General features: G+C 53.8%; 17 protein-coding genes and 2 tRNA genes. 1 reads left to right on the plus strand and 18 read right to left on the minus strand.

The features are described 5' to 3' along the window. Window positions 1-360 precede the first annotated feature (360 nt). From GXP52_00675 to GXP52_00760, 18 genes are all read right to left on the minus strand, one after another. Window positions 361-437: transfer RNA gene (locus GXP52_00675), tRNA-Pro, on the minus strand. Window positions 438-512: 75 nt separating this feature from the next. Further along, the gene (locus GXP52_00680; GenBank protein NOY85801.1) at window positions 513-1088 is read right to left on the minus strand and encodes a response regulator; all 576 of its coding nucleotides are present in this window, start codon (window positions 1086-1088) and stop codon (window positions 513-515) included. Window positions 1089-1225: 137 nt separating this feature from the next. Beyond that, the gene (locus GXP52_00685) at window positions 1226-1603 is read right to left on the minus strand and encodes a MerR family transcriptional regulator (GenBank protein ID NOY85802.1); all 378 of its coding nucleotides are present in this window, start codon (window positions 1601-1603) and stop codon (window positions 1226-1228) included. A gap of 24 nt (window positions 1604-1627) precedes the next feature. After that, window positions 1628-1906, minus strand: a complete 279-nt coding sequence (locus tag GXP52_00690) for an integration host factor subunit alpha (protein NOY85803.1) — start codon at window positions 1904-1906, stop codon at window positions 1628-1630. Window positions 1907-2299: 393 nt separating this feature from the next. After that, a complete protein-coding gene (locus GXP52_00695) occupies window positions 2300-4351 on the minus strand; it encodes a phenylalanine--tRNA ligase subunit beta (GenBank protein ID NOY85804.1) in 2052 nt (683 codons plus the stop codon). A 220-nt stretch (window positions 4352-4571) separates the two neighbouring features. After that, window positions 4572-5591: a phenylalanine--tRNA ligase subunit alpha gene (gene pheS / locus GXP52_00700; GenBank protein NOY85805.1), complete on the minus strand. Its 1020-nt coding sequence runs from the start codon at window positions 5589-5591 to the stop codon at window positions 4572-4574. A gap of 282 nt (window positions 5592-5873) precedes the next feature. Next, window positions 5874-6539: a TrkA family potassium uptake protein gene (locus GXP52_00705; protein NOY85806.1), complete on the minus strand. Its 666-nt coding sequence runs from the start codon at window positions 6537-6539 to the stop codon at window positions 5874-5876. 5 nt (window positions 6540-6544) lie between these two features. Next, complete coding sequence (rplT, locus tag GXP52_00710) at window positions 6545-6910, minus strand: 50S ribosomal protein L20 (GenBank protein ID NOY85807.1); 366 nt, start codon at window positions 6908-6910, stop codon at window positions 6545-6547. A gap of 19 nt (window positions 6911-6929) precedes the next feature. Beyond that, entirely contained in the window at window positions 6930-7127 is a 198-nt protein-coding gene (gene rpmI, locus GXP52_00715) for a 50S ribosomal protein L35 (GenBank protein ID NOY85808.1), read from the minus strand. Between the two features lie 27 nt (window positions 7128-7154). Continuing rightward, window positions 7155-7652, minus strand: a complete 498-nt coding sequence (locus GXP52_00720) for a translation initiation factor IF-3 (protein NOY85809.1) — start codon at window positions 7650-7652, stop codon at window positions 7155-7157. Between the two features lie 35 nt (window positions 7653-7687). Continuing rightward, window positions 7688-9595 (minus strand): threonine--tRNA ligase, encoded by a 1908-nt coding sequence (gene thrS / locus GXP52_00725; protein NOY85810.1) that lies wholly within the window; start codon window positions 9593-9595, stop codon window positions 7688-7690. A 278-nt stretch (window positions 9596-9873) separates the two neighbouring features. Then, window positions 9874-9948, minus strand: a tRNA-Val gene (locus tag GXP52_00730). A 235-nt stretch (window positions 9949-10183) separates the two neighbouring features. After that, entirely contained in the window at window positions 10184-11461 is a 1278-nt protein-coding gene (locus GXP52_00735) for a hypothetical protein (protein NOY85811.1), read from the minus strand. 82 nt (window positions 11462-11543) lie between these two features. After that, window positions 11544-12089 (minus strand): CDP-alcohol phosphatidyltransferase family protein, encoded by a 546-nt coding sequence (locus tag GXP52_00740; GenBank protein NOY85812.1) that lies wholly within the window; start codon window positions 12087-12089, stop codon window positions 11544-11546. Further along, window positions 12076-13773: a hypothetical protein gene (locus GXP52_00745; GenBank protein NOY85813.1), complete on the minus strand. Its 1698-nt coding sequence runs from the start codon at window positions 13771-13773 to the stop codon at window positions 12076-12078. The genes GXP52_00740 and GXP52_00745 overlap by 14 nt, the downstream gene beginning before the upstream one ends. 36 nt (window positions 13774-13809) lie before the next feature. Continuing rightward, complete coding sequence (gene miaA, locus GXP52_00750; GenBank protein NOY85814.1) at window positions 13810-14808, minus strand: tRNA (adenosine(37)-N6)-dimethylallyltransferase MiaA; 999 nt, start codon at window positions 14806-14808, stop codon at window positions 13810-13812. Continuing rightward, the gene (gene mutL / locus GXP52_00755; protein ID NOY85815.1) at window positions 14805-16487 is read right to left on the minus strand and encodes a DNA mismatch repair endonuclease MutL; all 1683 of its coding nucleotides are present in this window, start codon (window positions 16485-16487) and stop codon (window positions 14805-14807) included. Before mutL ends, miaA begins: the two co-directional genes overlap by 4 nt. Then, window positions 16484-17860, minus strand: coding sequence for a replication-associated recombination protein A (locus GXP52_00760; GenBank protein ID NOY85816.1), 1377 nt, complete (start codon window positions 17858-17860; stop codon window positions 16484-16486). The genes mutL and GXP52_00760 overlap by 4 nt, the downstream gene beginning before the upstream one ends. An 83-nt stretch (window positions 17861-17943) precedes the next feature. Here GXP52_00760 and GXP52_00765 point away from each other — a divergent pair, with 83 nt between their 5' ends. Beyond that, the gene (locus GXP52_00765) at window positions 17944-18321 is read left to right on the plus strand and encodes a response regulator (protein NOY85817.1); all 378 of its coding nucleotides are present in this window, start codon (window positions 17944-17946) and stop codon (window positions 18319-18321) included. Window positions 18322-18360: the final 39 nt, after the last annotated feature.

An 18360-nucleotide genomic window follows, 5' to 3' on the forward strand; every position in this document is an offset into this window, starting at 1 on the left:
GCACCAAAATCCCCGGGCCGGGGAAAATAGCGGCACACATACCCATCTTCCAACCCCTGTCTCTGACACAGGGGTTATTGCTACAACCAGGAGTGAAAATATCTCCACATCGCCGTTCTTGACCCTCTCTACCACCTCAATATCAGTCAATAGCAGTCTCTCTCTGGAATGCTTACGAATATAATGCGGATAAGGTTTGCATATTAATACGCGCGAGATGTCGAGAGGTTCCCGTTGATGACATGCCCCAGTCAGGGTGAGATTGGTTACGTCCCCGGGGGGTATGCCAAAGTGCTCTGACACCGGCTTTTGATATTCGATAAAAAAAACCGGAAGCCGAAGCTCCCGGTTTTTTATTCCTGGTCGGGGCGAGAGGATTTGAACCTCCGACCACCTGAACCCCATTCAGGTGCGCTACCAGACTGCGCTACGCCCCGTTATTTTACAGCCGCGAAATGTATCAGCAGTTAACCGGCAAGTCAAGACAGGCCAAGGTCAAAGGGGAAAAACGATCAGGAAGCGACGGTCCCCAGAAATCCTTTTACATTGTCAATAACCGGCTCCAACCCCCCACTTTTATGGAAAAAATCATCGAAGCCGACGGCCAGTGCCTTGGAGACATCAACATCCCTGCCCGACATGCCCACAACGTGGATGCTAGCCAGTTTTTCGTCGTTTCTGATTCTCTTGACCAGGGCAAAGCCATCAATGCCGGGCATGAAGATATCAAGGATGATAAGATCAGGTTTGAGCCTGCCCATCTGCATAAGAGCATCAAACCCGTTACTGAAGGAGTAGGCCTCAAAGGACGAGGCCTTCAATTCCTCCTGAAGGGCATTCCGGATAAGGCGGTCGTCGTCGACAATGTAAACAACCCCCATGGATCCCTGTAGTTCTTCAGGAATCGGCAGACCCCGGCTCTTGATCAGATTGACAACCTCCCTTCGCGGGACCCGATAATGCCCTCCAACGGTCTTGAAGGCCACGATCTGTTTGCTCTTTATCCAGTTCTTAATGGTGTTGTGGTGGACACCGAGCATCATTCCCACATCGTTGGGAGTATAATTCTGTTTCAGCTTTATTTTCATCCGCATAACCGGGCCCTCCGAGGAAACATCCTTCCTGGAACTAATAAATATACTAAAGCTGCCACGTTTGTCAATTCAGGAAGTTCTGTTAATACAGGACGCAGGGCATGATTTAGAATCCTGGATGTCGATGAACCCTACCCACCGTCTTTGATAAGGTTCAAAGCCTCCTCCAGTTCCCTGATAGCGGTTTGGATCTGCTTCCGGTTATCGCCAGGGAAAAGATTCATCTGGCCTTTGGCTCTTTTTCGGCTTCTCATCTCACGAAGTTTCTTTCTGGCCCCTGAAATCGTGAAATTATCCTCGTAAAGAAGCCCTTTGATGACCAGGACGGTCTCGATATCCTTTCGTCTGTAGACCCTCTGCGATGAACGGTTCTTGGGGGGAGCCAAGTTGGGAAACTCGGATTCCCAATACCGGAGCACATGGGGTTTGACTCCGGTGAGGCGGCTGACCTCCCCGATCTTGAAGAAAAGCTTGTCGGGTATTTCAATGGATTCTGTCAAGGATTCAATTCCATTGAGAACTGGATTCAGGGTTTACTTGGTGTTGATATAGTCTTTAAGCTTCTGGCTGGGTTTAAAGGACATCACCTTTCTGGCGGAAATCTCCATCTCTTCTCCAGTCTTGGGGTTTCTCCCTTTACGAACGTCTTTGTGTCGAATCACGAAATTCCCGAAACCGGAAAGTTTGACCTTTTGGCCCCGTTCCAACCTTTCCTTGAGAATCTCGAGAATAGCCGCTACCGCCTCGGAAGACTCTTTCTTGGAAAACCCGGTCCTGTCGTGAACCTTTTCAACGATATCGGCCTTCGTCATATTTAATTCCTTTCCTTAACCTTTATTAACAATCTCTTTCATTTTCAAGAAGTTAAAGTTTAATCGGTTTGTAGACTCCCCGTCAAGAGAAAAAATGGGCGCTGCACAATGGTGAAATAACAAACACTTCCAAAGCCAATTTACCACTTTGAATGGATGTACTGTGCTGAAACAACGAGCCCTGTCGCGGTGCTCCGCTCCCTAACTCAAGATTTTAATGTTTTCTCCGTGCCCTCCAATAATGCGCCTTATCATGGCAAGCTGCTCTTCAACTCCAAGGTTTAAGGTTTTCTCCGTGAACTCCGTATCTTCAGTGAGTCACGCCATCGGCGTGACGAACGGGTGGTGGAACAACGTGCCTTATCGCGGTGGGCCGTGGAAGGCTTCCGGGGACTATCTCAGTTTAACACCGAACTTCTTTTTAAGGACTTTGAGAATCCCGACCATATTCCGGTCAACCTCTCCATCCGTAAGGGTTCTTTCGGGGCTCTGAAAATGCAGCGAGAAGGCAAGGCTACGGTGGCCGGCAGGCACTCCTTTGCCTCTGTACTCATCAAAGACATGAACGGCCCGGAGGTTTTCACCGGCATCCATGACCGTCATTTTGATTTCCCCGGCCTTAACCATGGGCGGGACAATCAGGGCAAGATCTCTCAGGACTTCCGGAAATTTGGGGATGGGCCTGTAGGGACTTATTTTCAGGGCCTCGTCCTGAAAACGGTGAATGTCCAGTTCAAAACATCCGGCCCAGCCCTTTATGCCATATCTTTCCCTGGTGTCCCGGTCCAATGTCCCCACCGGGCCCACCGGTTGATCGCCCACCATAACCCATGCGCCCTGGCCTGTTTGAAGATACGGCATATCGAGCTCGGAGAAGGAGATATCCTCAATTCCCATTCCCCTCAGGAGGTTTTCAACAGCGCCCTTTACATCAAAAAAGTCGGCCCTTTTACCTTCCCCATACCATGTTTTGGGGCATCGGTTTCCAGCCATGACGGCGGACACCCGCATCCTCTCCTCGGCTATGTTACAGGTATTGCAGGGAAGAAACACCCGTCCGACCTCATAAAGGCGAATCTCCTCCACCCTTCGGCTGACATTGAATCGCGCCGAATTGAGCAGCCCAGGCAGGAGACTGGTCCTCATGACGCTCATCTCCTCGGAAATAGGATTAATGAGTTTGACGGGTTCCGGGCCGCCTGTCAGCCCAAGATCGTCCAGTTCCGACCTGCTTACATAGCTGAAGCTGATAGTCTCAAAGAAGCCGTCGGCTTCCAGAAGGGATTTGACCCTGTGGACAAGCTTCCGCTGTTCCGGTGATCTGACGGGAACCGTCCGGCCGATGGGCATGGTTATGGGGACCTTCTGATATCCATAAATTCTCGCGATCTCCTCAACGACATCCTCCTCCCTGGCGATGTCCCTCCTGTACCCCGGCACTGACACGGTCCACCAACCTCCTTTGCCCTTCCTGGGCTCAAGGTCCAGTCCGGCAAGGATGGATTCCATGGAATCGACCGGGATCTCCGTCCCCAGAAGGGAGTTGACCCTGACGGGTCTGAAACGGACCTTCCTTTCGCCCTCGACCCTGGGATGAAGATCCAGGATGCCCGAACATACACTGCCGCCGGCCCATTCGTTAATGAGCCGGGCCAGTCTGTTCAAGGCGATCGTGGTGGCTGACGGATCGGTCCCCCTCTCGAACCGAAAGGACGCATCGGTTGAAAGCCCAAGCCTTTTTGAGGTCTTCCTGATGGTCACGGGATCGAAACAGGCGCTTTCAAGGAGAAGATCAACGGTATCATCCTCGACCTCCGAGTTCTCACCCCCCATGATGCCCGCTATGGCAACCGGGCCCAGACCATCACAGATAAGCAGGTCCCCGTCATCCAGATCTCTCTTCTGCCCGTCCAAGGTGCTCATGATCTCACCCTCAACGGCCTTCCTAACGACAATGCGGTTTTCCCTCAGCCTGCTGTAATCGAACGCGTGCAGCGGCTGTCCCAATTCAAGCATGACATAATTTGTTGCGTCAACCACGTTGTTGATGCTTCTGACGCCAAGGGCCTCAAGCCTCCGCCTGACGTTCTCGGGAGATTTACCGAGCTTGACTCCTGAAATCACCCTCGCGGAATACCGCGGGCAGGCGTCCGGAGCTTCAATCTCCACCGATGACATGGCCTCAACCGGCAGGTCACCTTCAGTAACCCCGGTTTCAGGGATACGCACCTTACGACCATAAAGAGCCGCCAATTCCCGGGCAACACCAAGATGGCTCAGCCAGTCGGGCCGGTTGGGGGTGACCCCAATCTCAAAAATGTTATCGCCATCAACCTCAGCCATACCCTCGACCTCCAACCCCATCATGGTGAGATCCTCAGCCAACTGCTGCGGTTTTTCCTCCAGATCAACGAACTCCTGGAGCCATTGGAGACTGATTTTCATCGATTTGCTCCTTGCAGAATAAAAATTTTATTAATCTAACTTGTTAGGTTTAAGCTGATAACGCATTGTTTAATAAAATTTTTATAGTTCCTAGTACCTAGTACCTAGTGCCTGGTTCCTAGTTTTTAACCTCAAACTTCAAACTCCCAAACTTATAAACTTTAATTGCGACTTCAAACCTCAAACTCTCAAACCTTCTTCTTCAAACCTGCCCTTCCCCCTATCCGAACTGACTCAGGAACCTTGTGTCATTTTCAAAAAAGAGCCTGATGTCGTCTATTTCGTACCTGAGCATGGTAAGACGTTCAATGCCCAATCCGAAGGCAAACCCGCTGTACTTTTCCGAATCATAGTCAACGGAACGGAAGACCTCCGGATGGATCATTCCGGCTCCAAGAATCTCAATCCATCCGGTACCGGAGCAGACCCTGCAGCCTGCGCCTCCACAGATTACACACCCGATATCCACTTCTGCGCTGGGTTCGGTAAACGGAAAGAAACTTGGTCTGAACCTCACCGGGGTCGATTCACCGAAGAACTGGAGCATAAACTGGGTAAGTACCCCTTTCAGGTCACTGAAAGAAACGCCCTCGTCGACCATGAATCCTTCTACCTGGTGAAACATGGGGGAATGGGTCACATCGAAATCCACACGGTAAACTTTTCCAGGGGATACTATACGCATTGGGGGACTTTCGGATTCCATCGTCCGGACCTGAACGGGAGATGTGTGGGTCCTCAGAACGGTATCCGTGTCGATATAGAAGGTATCCTGCATATCTCTCGCGGGGTGATTTTTTGGAATATTAAGGGCTTCAAAATTGTAATAATCCTTCTCGATCTCCGGCCCCTGGCGAATGGAAAATCCCAACCCCTGAAAAATATCCAGGGTCTCCTCCATAACAAGGCTTATGGGATGGCGGTACCCCCGCCTGCGGGACACCCCCGGCATGGTAATGTCGGCCTTCTGCTCCTCGCTGTCCCTGGCCCTTTCCTCGGCTGAGATACTACCAGCCCTCTCCTCGAGGGACATGGCCATGCTCTTTCTGGCGTTGTTGACGGCCTGGCCCGCCGCGGGACGATCATCGGGAGAAAGTTCTCCGAGAGACTTCAAAAGTGCTGTAAGCCTGCCTTTTTTACCCAGGAAGCGCACCTTTACTTCATCGAGTTCCTTTAAACTTCCCGCGGAGGCGATCTCCTTTTGAGCTTCCTCCAACAGCTTGCCCACCTTGGCCTTCATTATCTTCCTCCAGCGCGAGAAAAATTGCCCACATCTCGCGACCTTACGTGAGGCCGATCCCTGGACCATGTCCCCGGGCCTCAAAAAAAAACCAAAAGGCCTCCATCCCCAAGGACGAAAGCCCTGAACGCTCCGCTTACCTGAACCGCCGAAATGCTGCGGGAACAACCCACAGAGGGAAGTATCCTTGGATAGACTTTTTACGACCCTACCAAAATTAGTACAACCGCCAAACGAAGCCTTCAAACCAAAATACCACGGGTATCAGCCGATGGTATGGTATCAGGGGATAAGTTTTTTAACCTCGTCCACATGACCGAGAACAGTGACAACGTCCCCTGCCTTCAGTTTCTCCGAGGCCAGGGGAGAAATGATCATGCTGAATTCCTTCTCCCCGTCCGCGTCCTGGCTGCGAATGGCCAGGATGGTTATTCCATATTTTACCCTGATCTGAAGTTCCCCGAGGGTCTTTCCTATCCAGGAGTCGGGAACGTTGATCTCGAAGATCCCGTACTCTTCACCAAGATCGATCTGCTCGATAATCCCAGGCTTTGCCAGGAATATCCCGAGCCTGCGGCCGCTGTCTCCTTCAGGAAAGACGACCTGGTCGGCCCCTATTTTCTTCAGAAAACGTCCGTGCAGCTCAGACGATGCCTTTACGATAACCCGTGGTACCCCCATGTCCTTGAGGGTCATGGTGGCCAGCATGCTTGACTCGATGTCCGCGCCTATAGCCACCACGGTTGCGTCCATTTCCGTGACCCCGACTGCTTTCAGGGAATCCTCATCCTTGGCATCGAGCTGCGCGGCCTGAGCAACGAACGCCTGAGCCTTTTTGACCCTTTCCATGTCGCTGTCCACAGCAAGAACCTGGCACTTGTTTTCGGTAAGGCTCCTGGCAAGGCTCATTCCGAAACGTCCCAGCCCGATTATGGCGATCTGTTTCATGGGAATTATGCGGTCTGCTTAAGGCTTTCGAGGGCTATTTTGGCCAATTCTGCGAAGGCGGCGTCATCGTGGACAGCGAGGTCCGATAGAACCTTACGATCCAGGGAAACGCCGGCCTCGGCCAACCCGTGGATAAACTGACTATAGGACAGGCCGTTATTGTGGGCGGCAGCGTTGATACGGATAATCCAGAGCCTGCGGAAATCCCGCTTCTTCGTCCTCCTGTCACGGTAGGAATACTGGAGGGCCTTCTCCACGGTATTACGGGCCTGCTTGATCAGGTTCTTCCTGCCGGCCCTGTAGCCGGATGCCTGCGACAGCAGGCTCTTCCTCTTTTTTCTGGCGTGAACCGCCCTTTTTACCCTGGGCATTGTTTATCTCCCGATTCTGCTATGCGTAGGGAATTAGCTTTCTGACGTTGCTGGCATCGGCGCTGTGAACCAGTGTGCCGGACCTGAGCCTCCTCTTGCGTTTCTGATTTTTACTGGTGAGGATGTGGCTGTGATATGCCCTTCGCCGTTTCAGTTTCCCCGTCCCGGTACGCCCAAACCGCTTGGCCGCACCCCTGTTTGTCTTGATTTTCGGCATTTCGGTCTCCAATAATTCTTGGTTCTGTCAGGCCACAGGAGCGAGGACCATGATCATGGTCCTGCCTTCCATCTTCGGATGTGACTCAACCGTAGCAACGTCATCCAGCATCTTCAGCAGCTTGGTCAAAACCAGATTACCACGATCGGTATGTACGATTTCTCTTCCCCTGAACCTGACGGTAACCTTGATTTTATTGCCTTCCATGAGAAATTTTCTGGCATGTTTCGCTTTGACCTCGAGGTCATGGATATCTGTCTTCGGCCTTACCTTGATCTCCTTAACCAGGATTATCCTCTGTTTTTTTCTGGCGACCTGGGCCTTCTTGCTCAACTCATATTTGTACTTCCCGAAATCCATAATGCGGCATACGGGAGGGGTGGCATTGCCGGCAACCTCAACAAGATCAAGCCCCAGTTCTTCCGCCGCTGTAATGGCATCCGCTTTTTTCAGGATGCCCAATTGGTCTCCATCAGGCCCGATAACCCGGACCTCATGTGCCCTGATCAACTCGTTGACGGGTATCTGTTTTTCTGTGGCTATCTCAATCCTCCTAGTTGTCAGGGAAGAACAGGTGATGAGACCTCATCTCTCACCAGGTCAATAAAATCATCCAGAGGCAAAGCACCCCTGTCGCCGTCCTCCCGGTGTCTCACAGCGACAGCACCGGATGCGGCTTCTTTTTCACCAATAATAAGCATATACGGCACTTTTTCCAGGCGGGATTCCCTTATTTTGAACCCGATCTTCTCGTTTCTGAAGTCGGTCTCAACCCTTATCCCCTCCCGAACAAGACGCTTCGCAACGGACTTGGCATAGTTAACACTACTGTCAGTTATTGTCAACAGCTTCACCTGCACGGGCGAAAGCCATGTGGGAAATGCCCCTGCATAATGCTCGATAAGGATGCCAAGAAACCTATCGATGGATCCGAGAATGACCCGATGAAGCATAATGGGTCTATGGCGGTGGCCATCCGGTCCCACGTACTCCAGTTCGAATCTCTCAGGCAGGGCGAAATCACACTGGATCGTGGCGCATTGCCACATGCGGCCGATGGCGTCCCTGATTTTAACATCGATCTTTGGACCGTAGAAGGCCCCGTCACCCTCATTAATGAGGTAAGGTAAACCATCGTCGTCCAACGCCTTTATAAGAGCGCCGGTCGCCCTTTCCCAATCCTCATCGGTACCGATTGAACTGTCGGGACGGGTGGAAACCTCCATCTCGTACTCAAAGCTGAACACGGCCATAACATCCTTCACGAAGGAGATAACTCCCCTGATCTCGGAATTGAGCTGATCCGCAGTACAGAGGATGTGCGCATCGTCCTGGGTAAAGCCCCGGAGCCTGAGAAGACCATGCAGAACTCCGGACTGTTCATGGCGATAAACGGTGCCTAACTCAAAATACCTTATGGGCAGCTCACGATAGCTTCTTATCCTGGATTTGTAGATGAGCATATGGGCGAGGCAGTTCATGGGCTTGATGCCGTACTGGGTTTTCTCAACCTCTGTAAAATACATGTTCTCACGATAGTGGTCGAAGTGACCGGACTTTTTCCACAGGTCGACCTTGAGGAGCTGGGGCCCCACGACGATCTGGTACCCCCTCTTCAGGTGCTCCCTCTTTTCAAAATCCTCCAGGATAGTTCTTATCAGGGCTCCCTTCGGATGATAAATGGCAAAGCCGGGGCCGGCCTCCTCGAGTATGGAAAAGAGTTCGAGCTCCTTGCCCAACCGTCGATGGTCCCTTTTCCGCGCCTCTTCGATCCGGAAAAGGTGAGCTTTGAGCAATTTTCTGTCGGGGAAGGCCGTCCCATAGATCCGCTGGAGCATCTTGTTGTGCTCATCACCTCTCCAATACGCCCCCGCGACGCTCAGGAGTTTATTGCATTTTATATACCCCGTATCAGGAACGTGGGGACCACGGCACATGTCGATAAAATCACCCTGTCTGTAGATGGAAACGGTGTCGTCCTCGATGGCCTCGATCATTTCCACCTTGTAGTCCTCTTCTCTTTCCCGGAACAATGCGACAGCCTCGTCTTTTGGCAAAACCTCCCTTACCAGCGGGAGCCTCTCCTTGACGATGTGCGCCATTTCCTGTTCGATTCGGTCCAGTTCCTCCTCGTGGAAGGCCTCCGTGGTGTCAAAATCGTAGTAATAGCCGTTCTCAATAGCCGGGCCGATAGCAAGCCTCGTGTCGGGAAAAAGCCTTTTGACTGCCTGGGCCATGACATGGGAGGCGCTATGTCTGAAAACCTTCTCCCCTTCGGGGTCCTCAAAAGTCAGAAAACGGATACTCGCATCCTCGTCCAAGGAAAGCCCAAGGTCCACCAGGTGACCGTCCACCTCGGCAGCAAGGGCCTCCCGCGCCAAACGGCCTCCAAGAGAGTCAGCGATCCCTCCTAAAGTGGTTCCCTTCTCGAATTCCCTGGATGATCCGTCCGGAAAAGTAATCTTCACGGTTTATCCTTTCTGTACATCCAGGTCCCTGGAAGCAGGGTCTGGGGTCTAGGTACTTCGACACCCCCCTAGGTCCTTACTCCCACACGCCCTCTCGTCCCCCGCAGACGCCTTTCTCTTCTCTGGACTCTGGACTCTGGACTCTGGACTAGTTTATCACGTTGGACCTTGGGTTCCAGATACTTTGATACTTCGATCAACAAATAAACTGGGGGCATCCTGAAACGACACTGTCAAGATGCCCCCGAAAAAAGAACCATACGGCCTATTGAATAGTATGGTAGGCACGGGCGGTTTCGAACCGCCGACCCCTGCCGCGTCAGGGCAGTGCTCTCCCGCTGAGCTACGTGCCTATACAATGAAAGCTTAACTAACAACTCAAAATTCCTTTGTCAAGATATTAGCAGATATGGTCCATCCCGGGAATGAGTACTGGATGTGAAACCCATTTTCTCACGCCCGCTCGTCGCATTAAAACACGTGACTCGCTTCCGCCGTCGCTAAAAACAGGCAAGACGCAAAAGACGCAAAGAGGTGCCGCAGGCGGAAGGGAAGGGTGCGCATTAGCCGGATGAACCTAAAATGAACCTAAAAAGAAATGGTATAAAGGGCCGAAAGAGTAAGGTTCGACGAGGAAACAGCCCCACCCTTATCCGCGACAAAGTCCCATGACAGCTCATAGGATCCTTTAATAAAAAGATGCGGGAAAAACTTATAAAGCGCCGACACCCGGGCGAACATGTTCGAATCGATGTCGAAGAGGTTCTCGCCCTTATTCAGGGTCTTTGACCAAAGGATAACTTCCAATCCTCTGTTGTCCTCCTCGGAAAGGTTCAGCAGGAGTCCGGCTCTCTTCATGGAATCATCATCAAACCTGTCGTACTCGGCCCGTACGTGGAAAAAATCTCCCAGACCGTACTCCATGTAGGCCGACACCATATTTCTGTCGGCTCCGCCGGCATCCAGGGGGTTCAATTGGAGAAGGGTGTTTCCCGACACTCCCCATCGCTCGATCTGGTATAGATCATCGAAATAGGCCGGGATGTAGTTTTCACGGCACCTGGTGGTCCCCGCCCTCAAGGTAAGGCGGTTATGATAGAAGCTCGAGAAATCGAGGTCCATCTGGACCCCCCCTCCGGTCCCCTTTGCCTCCTGGTTCAAGCTGCCTGCATTGACCATAAGGGAAAGCCCCAGGACATCACCGTTATAGAAACGGTATTTTGCCTCACCCCCCAACCCCCTGACGGATTTCTCGCCATCCGCTATGGGACGCCCTCCATCGAACCGACCCGAAAAAACGAGAGGCGCCGAGGAATCCACGGCACCTTCCAAGGAGAGGCTGAAAGCTGATCCCGGGTTCCAGGTGACCGCTGCCCCGGCAACATCGGGGTCGTAAACACGATCGACAAACAGTTGAAACGACGCGTTGGACGCCGCACCATTGACCAGGAGTCCCGGGAGACCATAGGTTGTTTCAGCCCCACCGATCAGGCCTCTGACTACCTGGCCGCTGCCCAAGGTCATCTGAGAATATCCGGCAATTTCCACCCGCCAGTCGCCCTCGGACGTCCTGTACCCCATCCTCTTCAAAGGACGGAGCCAGTCCCCGTCACGGTTCCAATCTTCATCGTAAAAAGTTTTGTTCTCAAGGTCCCATCGCAGATCAAGGTCCAGGGCGACCTCCCACATGGGGCCGGAAAAAGAGGGGCTTAGATTTAAAAGCAGGAAAGTCGTTCGGTCGTTGCCGCTTCTGTCAGTCAAAACCGAGAGTCCCGGTCCGCCGGTCAGTGTCCAGGTACTCGCCGAAGCCGCCAACGGGACAAGAAGGTACAGGGCCGCAGCGGAGGCAAGAAATATCCGTCTCAAAGGATGATGGACTCGCAGAAAACCCGTCATCCAGGATGTACGTGAAGCGCACATCCTGGGGTGGGGATGGACCCGGGCGGATTCACTCTTCAATGGACCGGAACCCTGCGAAGATATAGATGGCCCCGGACAGGACGGTTATGGCTCCCGTTACAAGGGCGATGGAATCGAAGGACCGCACAACGACAGACCATCTGGCGGCGGGAAGAGAGGAGTTCAGGACGAGTGCAAGCAGAATGGTCGTGATCTGGAAAAATGTGGTGATCTTGCTGACCAGATGAGGTTTGATCTCCAGGGAGTCCTTCAGGTAATAGACGCCGACTGCTCCCGCCACTATAATGATATCCCGGCTTATAACCACTATGGACAGCCAAAGAGGAATGATGTGAAGAAAGGCAAGGCTGAGGTAGGAGGTGGTGGCAAGCATCTTGTCGGCGACAGGGTCCAAAAATGCGCCCAAAGGCGTCTGCATATGAAACACTCTGGCGATGGCGCCGTCAAGGGCATCGGTAAAGGCGGCTGCCAGGTATACCGCGGCGGCGAAGGTGAACCGGCCCTGGAGCACCTCGTACAGGAACAACGGTATCAGAAGAATCCTGATGACGGTGAGCGCGTTAGGAAGGTTCATTTCCTACCTGGGTCGTTATTGCTTTTTCCTTTACCCCAAGGTTAAGGACATAGGGAAACATGGAGCTGTAGCGGCCGAGGTTGTCCTCGACGGACAGGACAATCCATGCCGTCTCAAAATCAACAGGAAGGACGAAATAGAGGTTCCGTCCCCTCGACCAGGCATGGACATCCCCCCTGAGTTCCCCTGTGGAATCGAAAACCCTTACCCGGGGTTCAACCTCACCAGGGCCGGTTTGTTCAACAAGGACCGTGAGCTCAACGGTATCGGCAGGAATGTTGAAACGATAGAGGTCGTGGTCCCTCGCCGGATCAATCTTCCCGAGAATGCCCACACCCGTGGGAGCCAGGTTGGCAGTGGAGAAGGTTCCATTGTCTTCCTTCTCCCTCCATGGGACCGACTCCGTCTTTTTGATATCCTCCGGATTTTCAACACCCGGGAGGGGCAGCCTCCTATAGAAGTTAACTTCTCCTCCGTACTCACTCACCCCCACCATTTTTTGACTTTCTCCAGGAAGGGTCACGACGAACCCGTCGGGCGTTCTCCGGAACTGAAGGGCAGCGCCGGACACCTGGATCTTCCCAAGGAGAGCGGATACTTCTTCCGGCGCCCTGGCGGTCCAAAAATCAATTTCGGTCATGCCCCGGGAGAAACGGTCTGGAATGATGTCCGCACCATCTCCGCCCTGGTTGACAAGACGATAGGTAAATTCCCTGTAGAATGAAGCGTCCAAAGGCCCCTCCAGGACTATTTTGTAGACACGGTTCGTAACGCGGTTGGATACCGCATAGTTCCGCACTACAGGGACAAGGGAAGCGGACATCAAGGAAAAAAGATTTCCAAGGGAGTCGAGGTCTGGATTTTCCCCTCTCCCGGGCAGCGAAACGGCCGAGTCCTTTTCCCCGGAGCCTATTACAGCGCCGGACTTGAGATCCAGTATCCGGTAGGCCAGAGACAGGGGAACCGGCACCGGGGTTCCCACCTGATCGTCCTTAGGGCCGGCCTTGATAACAACACCCAGCGCCAGGTCGGCCATCGCTGCTGTTCCCCCGTCTATGAGGGAATCGGCTGACTGCGGCGGACGTATGTATCTGAACTCGAAATCGCCCTCCGGGGGGGGGATGACCGTACCGCCGGCCGTGGCCAGGGCGGAACTGAAGATTTTGTTCGCCAGAGACCCGATGGCCTTGACCTGATCAAGGTCGGCGGGAATGTCCATGGTAATAAACACGGCGGCCAATGGCGGGCTCCCAGGTTCCTTGATAATCCCGAGAGATGCCAGGGTTTTCCGAAGGATGTCGGCGTTTACCGCCACCAAAAGACGCACGGAATAGGCCAGGTCGCTGACATCCCTGCTTTCGATCTTATAATTGGAGATGAAGGTTTCCGCCTGCGGGACAACCCTGGCTTCGATCAGCGTGGAAAGGGTCTGGAGAGTCACCTCCGGAAGAATCCGCTCAAGCGCAGCCTTTATCGCCTTCTCTTTGGCGGAAAGAACCGCGCTTTTCTGCGCCGCCGCCACATCGCCGCCTGTTATGTGAGAAAACGCCGAAACATCGATGATCTCCTCACCCGCTGTAGCGGTGGGAAGACACCAGACAGCCGTCAGGAAGAGGGCCAGAGAGATTATCACCATTATCCGTCTGCTATTGAAAATTGACAGGGTTGCAAAAAGTCCATCCATGGTTTTTTACTCCATCCGTTTTCTGCTGCGTTATGTTCATAAAATAAATAACCGTTTCACGCAAGCGGACATCAGAGCAGTTTTCAACGAATCTGCCAAGAGGTCAGCGTCCCCAAGTTCCCGGGCGATTTCCCCGGCCAGGGTTGTCAGATTCTCCCTTGACCTTACCTCTTTCCACCGGATATCCGGTTCCCCTCTGAACCAGGTCACCTGCCGTTTGGCAAAACGGCGGGAATTCCTTTTGATAAGGCTGATCGCCTCCTCGATGCCCGTATCCCCCATAAGGTGGGCCGTGATCTCTTTATATCCCAACCCTTTCATGGAGTTTAACCCCGGGTTGAATCCCTTCTCCAACAATCCTCTCACTTCACCGGGAAGCCCCCTTTGAATCATCCTGTCCACGCGTTCTTCAATCCATTTATAAAGGATCTCTCTCGGAGGATTAAGGCAGAAAAAACGTGTTTCAAAGGGATAATCGGCGAAGGCGTGCTCCCTCTGGTGGACGCTTATGGATCTGCCGGTGAGAATCAGGACCTCCAGCGCCCGGATAATGCGTTTCGTATCACCCTCATGGATTCGGACCGCGGAGGAAGGATCGTCCTTCGCAAGTCGTCTGAAAAGGGACCCTGGGTCGGAATTTTCCTCATACTGCAGTTTTTTTCGAAGCTCCTCATCCCGGGCCGGCCCTGGAAAGATGCCGCCGAGAGCAACCCTGATGTAAAGGCCCGTGCCCCCCACCATGATGGGTAATTTTCCTCTTTCAATAACCGATGAGACGGTTTGGCGGAACAGATCGGCATATTCCCCAGCGCTGAACATCTCGTCGGGATCCCGGATATCAATGAGATGATGGACGACCTGCTTCCTCTCCACGGGCCCCGGCTTTGCCGTTCCGATATCCATCCCACGATATACCTGCATGGAGTCGGCATTGATAATCTCCACCGGGAGGATCTTCGCAAGCTCCATGGCCAGGGTTGACTTACCGGAGGCCGTCGGCCCTCCGATGACCAGTACGAACGGGCTTTTCTTCATCGTCTTTTAAACAATCTTTCCAGGTCCGTCCGTGTCAGCGATACGCTCGTAGGGCGCCCGTGTGGACAGGCGAAACCGGCCTCGGCGTCCTCAAGATCCTGAACAAGCCGCCTCATTTCCATGGGGCTGAGATTTCTGCCGGCGGCAACGCTCATCCTGCACGCCCGACTGCTGATGAGCAGGGCAACCTCTTCGGGAAGATCCGGGCCCTTACCAAAATCCGCGGCAAGGCTCTTCAGCAGGTCGTAGACGATCCTCTCGGAAATCCGGGCAGGCACGGCGGTCACTCTCACCTGTGTTCCACCAAAGTCCTCGAACTCGAAGCCAAAAGAACGGAGGATATCTTTCTTTTCGAGAAGATTCGCAATCTCGGAGGCAGAGAGATCCACGAGGGCCGGGATGATCAAATTCTGGGAGGGTCCGCCCTCCTCACCGCGAAGGGACAAAAGGCGGTTAAACATGATCCGCTCATGGGCGGCGTGCTGATCGATAAGGCGGAGATCATCCCCGGCCTCAACAAGTATGTAGGTCCCAAGAAACTGACCGATGACGCGCCCCTCGCCCTCCATGGGCAGGGACGCCGTTGCTTCCCCGGACACGCATGAAGCCCCAAACAGCCTGTTTCCTTCGGACGCCAGGCCCCCGGGAGCAGGCGGCTGGGGAGTGTAATCCCTTCTCACCGGGGAGGTAATATTATGCAGGTCTTTGATCGCCCTTTTCAAAAGCGTTGAAACAACCGGCAAATTCCGGACGCGAACTTCCCTTTTGGATGGGTGCACATTGACGTCCAATTCCCCTGCCGGGAAATGAAACGACAGCACGAGCGCCGGGAACCTTCCGGATGGATATACCGAAGAGATAGCGGAGGAGATAGCCCTGTTCAGCCCGGGATCCCGCACCGGCCTGCCGTTCACAAGGACATGATGCCGGCTTCTCCTCCCGTAGGTCTGGTTGGGAGCACTGATAAACCCGCTTACCCTGATGCCATCGAGTTCAGATTCCAGGGGAAACAGCCCCCGCACGTCCGCCGCGCCCCAAAGGGCGGCAATCCTGTCCCTCAGATCCGACGCTGGTGGAAATGTCGTTGGGCTTCCCCTGTCGACATGGACTTCAAAATGGACCTCCGGACGGGACAATGCGGACTCCTCGACAACCCTCATGCACCAGGCCGTCTCCGTCCCCCTGGATCTTAAGAATTTTCGCCGGGCCGGGATGTTTCGAAAGATGTGTGACAGCGAAACGGTGGTCCCCCGCGGACGGGCGCACGGCTCAACTTTTGACAGTTTTCCGTTCCAGATCACCACACGTGTGCCCGAAGGTGACGACCCATCCCAGGTTTCCATGACAAACCTGCCGACGGCGGCAATACTGGGCAACGCTTCACCCCGGAACCCCATGGTCAGTATATCTTCCAGATCCTCGGCCCTGGTCAGTTTGCTCGTGGCATGACGCTCAATGGCCAACAGGGCATTCTGTTCGCTCAGGCCCACGCCGTTGTCCGCCACTTGGACAAGACGGGTTCCGCCGGCCTGGATGTTCACGGTGATCCGGGAAGCCGAGGCGTCCAGGGAATTTTCAACCAGTTCCTTTACAACCGAGGCCGGTCTCTCAACGACCTCCCCGGCCGCTATGAGATCTACCAGCCTGTCGGAAAGAATGACAACAGGACGGCTGCTCATCCTTTCTCACCCTTGTCCTTTTCCCTGAGACGACTGATCCGGCTGCGTATCTCCTCCAGCCTTTGCGCGGCAGCTTTCTCTTTTCCCGCTTTCCCCGGGTTGTAATAACGTTTTTCACCAAGCTCATCCGGGAAGAAACTGTGGGCCGACAGGGAATAGGGCATTTCGTGGGAGTACTGGTATCCCTTGCCGTAATTGAGTTCCCGCATGAGAGCAGTGGGGGCGTTCCTGATATGAAGCGGAACCTGATAGGCGGGCCTGTCGGCAATATCCCGCAGGGCCTTTTTCCAGGCCATGTAAATGGAGTTGCTCTTCGGGGCGAGGGCCAGGTAAACAACGAACTGTGCCAGGACCAGGTCTCCCTCGGGCTGCCCCATGAAGTCAAAGGCCTCCCTGGCCGCGGCAGCCTGCACGATGGCCTCCGGATCGGCCATTCCAACATCCTCCACCGCGACCCTGGCCAGCCTTCTCAGGATATACCTCCTGTCCTCTCCGGATTCGAGCATCCTTGCCAACCAATACAGGGATGCATCCGGATCGCTTCCCCTGATGCTCTTGTGAAGAGCGCTGACCACATTGTAGTGCTCTTCGCCCGTCTTGTCGTAAGCCAGAGCTTTTCCCTGAATGGCGCGTAGAACCTCGTCGGACCCGATTTTCAGCTTTCCTTCCCCATCGGGTACGACAACGAGAACAGCCAGTTCCAGTGCGTTCAACGCCCTTCTGGCATCACCGTCGGCGTTCCGGCAGATGGCCTCCAGGGCCCCTTCCGAAAGATCAGGATCAAGGGACGACAGCTCCCCATCCTCCTTGACGGCCCGAAGAAGAAGCTCACGTATCTGATCATCGGTCAAGGGCTTGAAAACGAAGACCTTGCTTCGCGACAGAAGGGCCGCGTTCACTTCGAAGGATGGATTTTCCGTGGTCGCTCCCACAAGGACCACGTCTCCACTCTCGACATACGGCAGGAAGGCATCCTGCTGCGCACGGTTGAAGCGATGAACCTCATCAACGAAAAGGACTGTCCGGTTGCCGGCGGCACGCCGCAACCGCCTGGCCCCCGTCATGACCTGTTTCATTTCCCTGCTTCCCGATGTGGCGGCGCTGTACTCCATAAACCTGGAATCCGTCCGCTGAGCTATAAGGCGGGCCAAGGTGGTCTTCCCGGATCCCGGCGGTCCCCAGAAGATGACCGAACTCAGCCGATCACCCTCTATCATTTTCCTTAGAACCGCATCCTTCCCCACAAGGTCTTTTTGCCCAAGAAAACCATCGAGGGAAACAGGGCGCATCCGTTCCGCCAAAGGCCTGCCTGCTTCGGGCACCCCAGGCCTTTCAGTGGACCGGAAGAGATCTCCCGTGCCGGCATCGCCCATTGCATCATCTCCAAAATACTTGATTTTTTTAGGCATATTCCATAAATTACCAGAAAGTTACCCAAGGTGAAAGGGGACAACGGATGGCAGCCCCCAAAGTTCTCGTGATTGACGACGAAGAAAATATTCTGAGGCTGATACGTTCCGGGCTTGAGGAATACGGATACGACGTCTCAACCCGGGCCAACGGGTTGGAGGCGCTGTTATTTCTTGAGAATGTGAAACCTCAGCTGATTATTGCCGACATCATGATGCCGCGCCTTTCCGGAATTGATCTTTTGCATGCGCTCAAAAACAGGGACGAAACCAGGAAAATACCCGTAATTTTTCTCTCGGCGATGGACGAGGCACACATGGTTCAAAAAGGCCTCGACATGGGCGCCGTTGACTATATCACCAAACCTTTCAAAGTGTCCGAAATCGTCGGTAAGGTCCGTCACTACGCCAATTCCACGGTGTAAACCCTGAAAATTCCATGGCGGGCTTTTATTGGAATGCTT

The sequence above is a fragment of the Deltaproteobacteria bacterium genome, from assembly GCA_013151915.1.
In the GTDB taxonomy this organism is placed as follows: Bacteria; BMS3Abin14; BMS3Abin14; order BMS3Abin14; family BMS3Abin14; genus BMS3ABIN14.

Coding starts and splice junctions, on each gene's coding strand:
- rplT (NOY85807.1), bottom strand. CDS start 6,910: ATGCCCAGGGTAAAAAGGGCGGTTCACGCCAGAAAAAAGAGGAAGAGC.
- GXP52_00705 (NOY85806.1), bottom strand. CDS start 6,539: ATGAAACAGATCGCCATAATCGGGCTGGGACGTTTCGGAATGAGCCTT.
- rpmI (NOY85808.1), bottom strand. CDS start 7,127: ATGCCGAAAATCAAGACAAACAGGGGTGCGGCCAAGCGGTTTGGGCGT.
- miaA (NOY85814.1), bottom strand. CDS start 14,808: ATGAAGAAAAGCCCGTTCGTACTGGTCATCGGAGGGCCGACGGCCTCC.
- GXP52_00680 (NOY85801.1), bottom strand. CDS start 1,088: ATGAAAATAAAGCTGAAACAGAATTATACTCCCAACGATGTGGGAATG.
- pheS (NOY85805.1), bottom strand. CDS start 5,591: ATGAAGGCCAAGGTGGGCAAGCTGTTGGAGGAAGCTCAAAAGGAGATC.
- GXP52_00690 (NOY85803.1), bottom strand. CDS start 1,906: ATGACGAAGGCCGATATCGTTGAAAAGGTTCACGACAGGACCGGGTTT.
- GXP52_00740 (NOY85812.1), bottom strand. CDS start 12,089: ATGAACCTTCCTAACGCGCTCACCGTCATCAGGATTCTTCTGATACCG.
- GXP52_00765 (NOY85817.1), top strand. CDS start 17,944: ATGGCAGCCCCCAAAGTTCTCGTGATTGACGACGAAGAAAATATTCTG.
- GXP52_00695 (NOY85804.1), bottom strand. CDS start 4,351: ATGAAAATCAGTCTCCAATGGCTCCAGGAGTTCGTTGATCTGGAGGAA.
- GXP52_00760 (NOY85816.1), bottom strand. CDS start 17,860: ATGGGCGATGCCGGCACGGGAGATCTCTTCCGGTCCACTGAAAGGCCT.
- mutL (NOY85815.1), bottom strand. CDS start 16,487: ATGAGCAGCCGTCCTGTTGTCATTCTTTCCGACAGGCTGGTAGATCTC.
- GXP52_00745 (NOY85813.1), bottom strand. CDS start 13,773: ATGGATGGACTTTTTGCAACCCTGTCAATTTTCAATAGCAGACGGATA.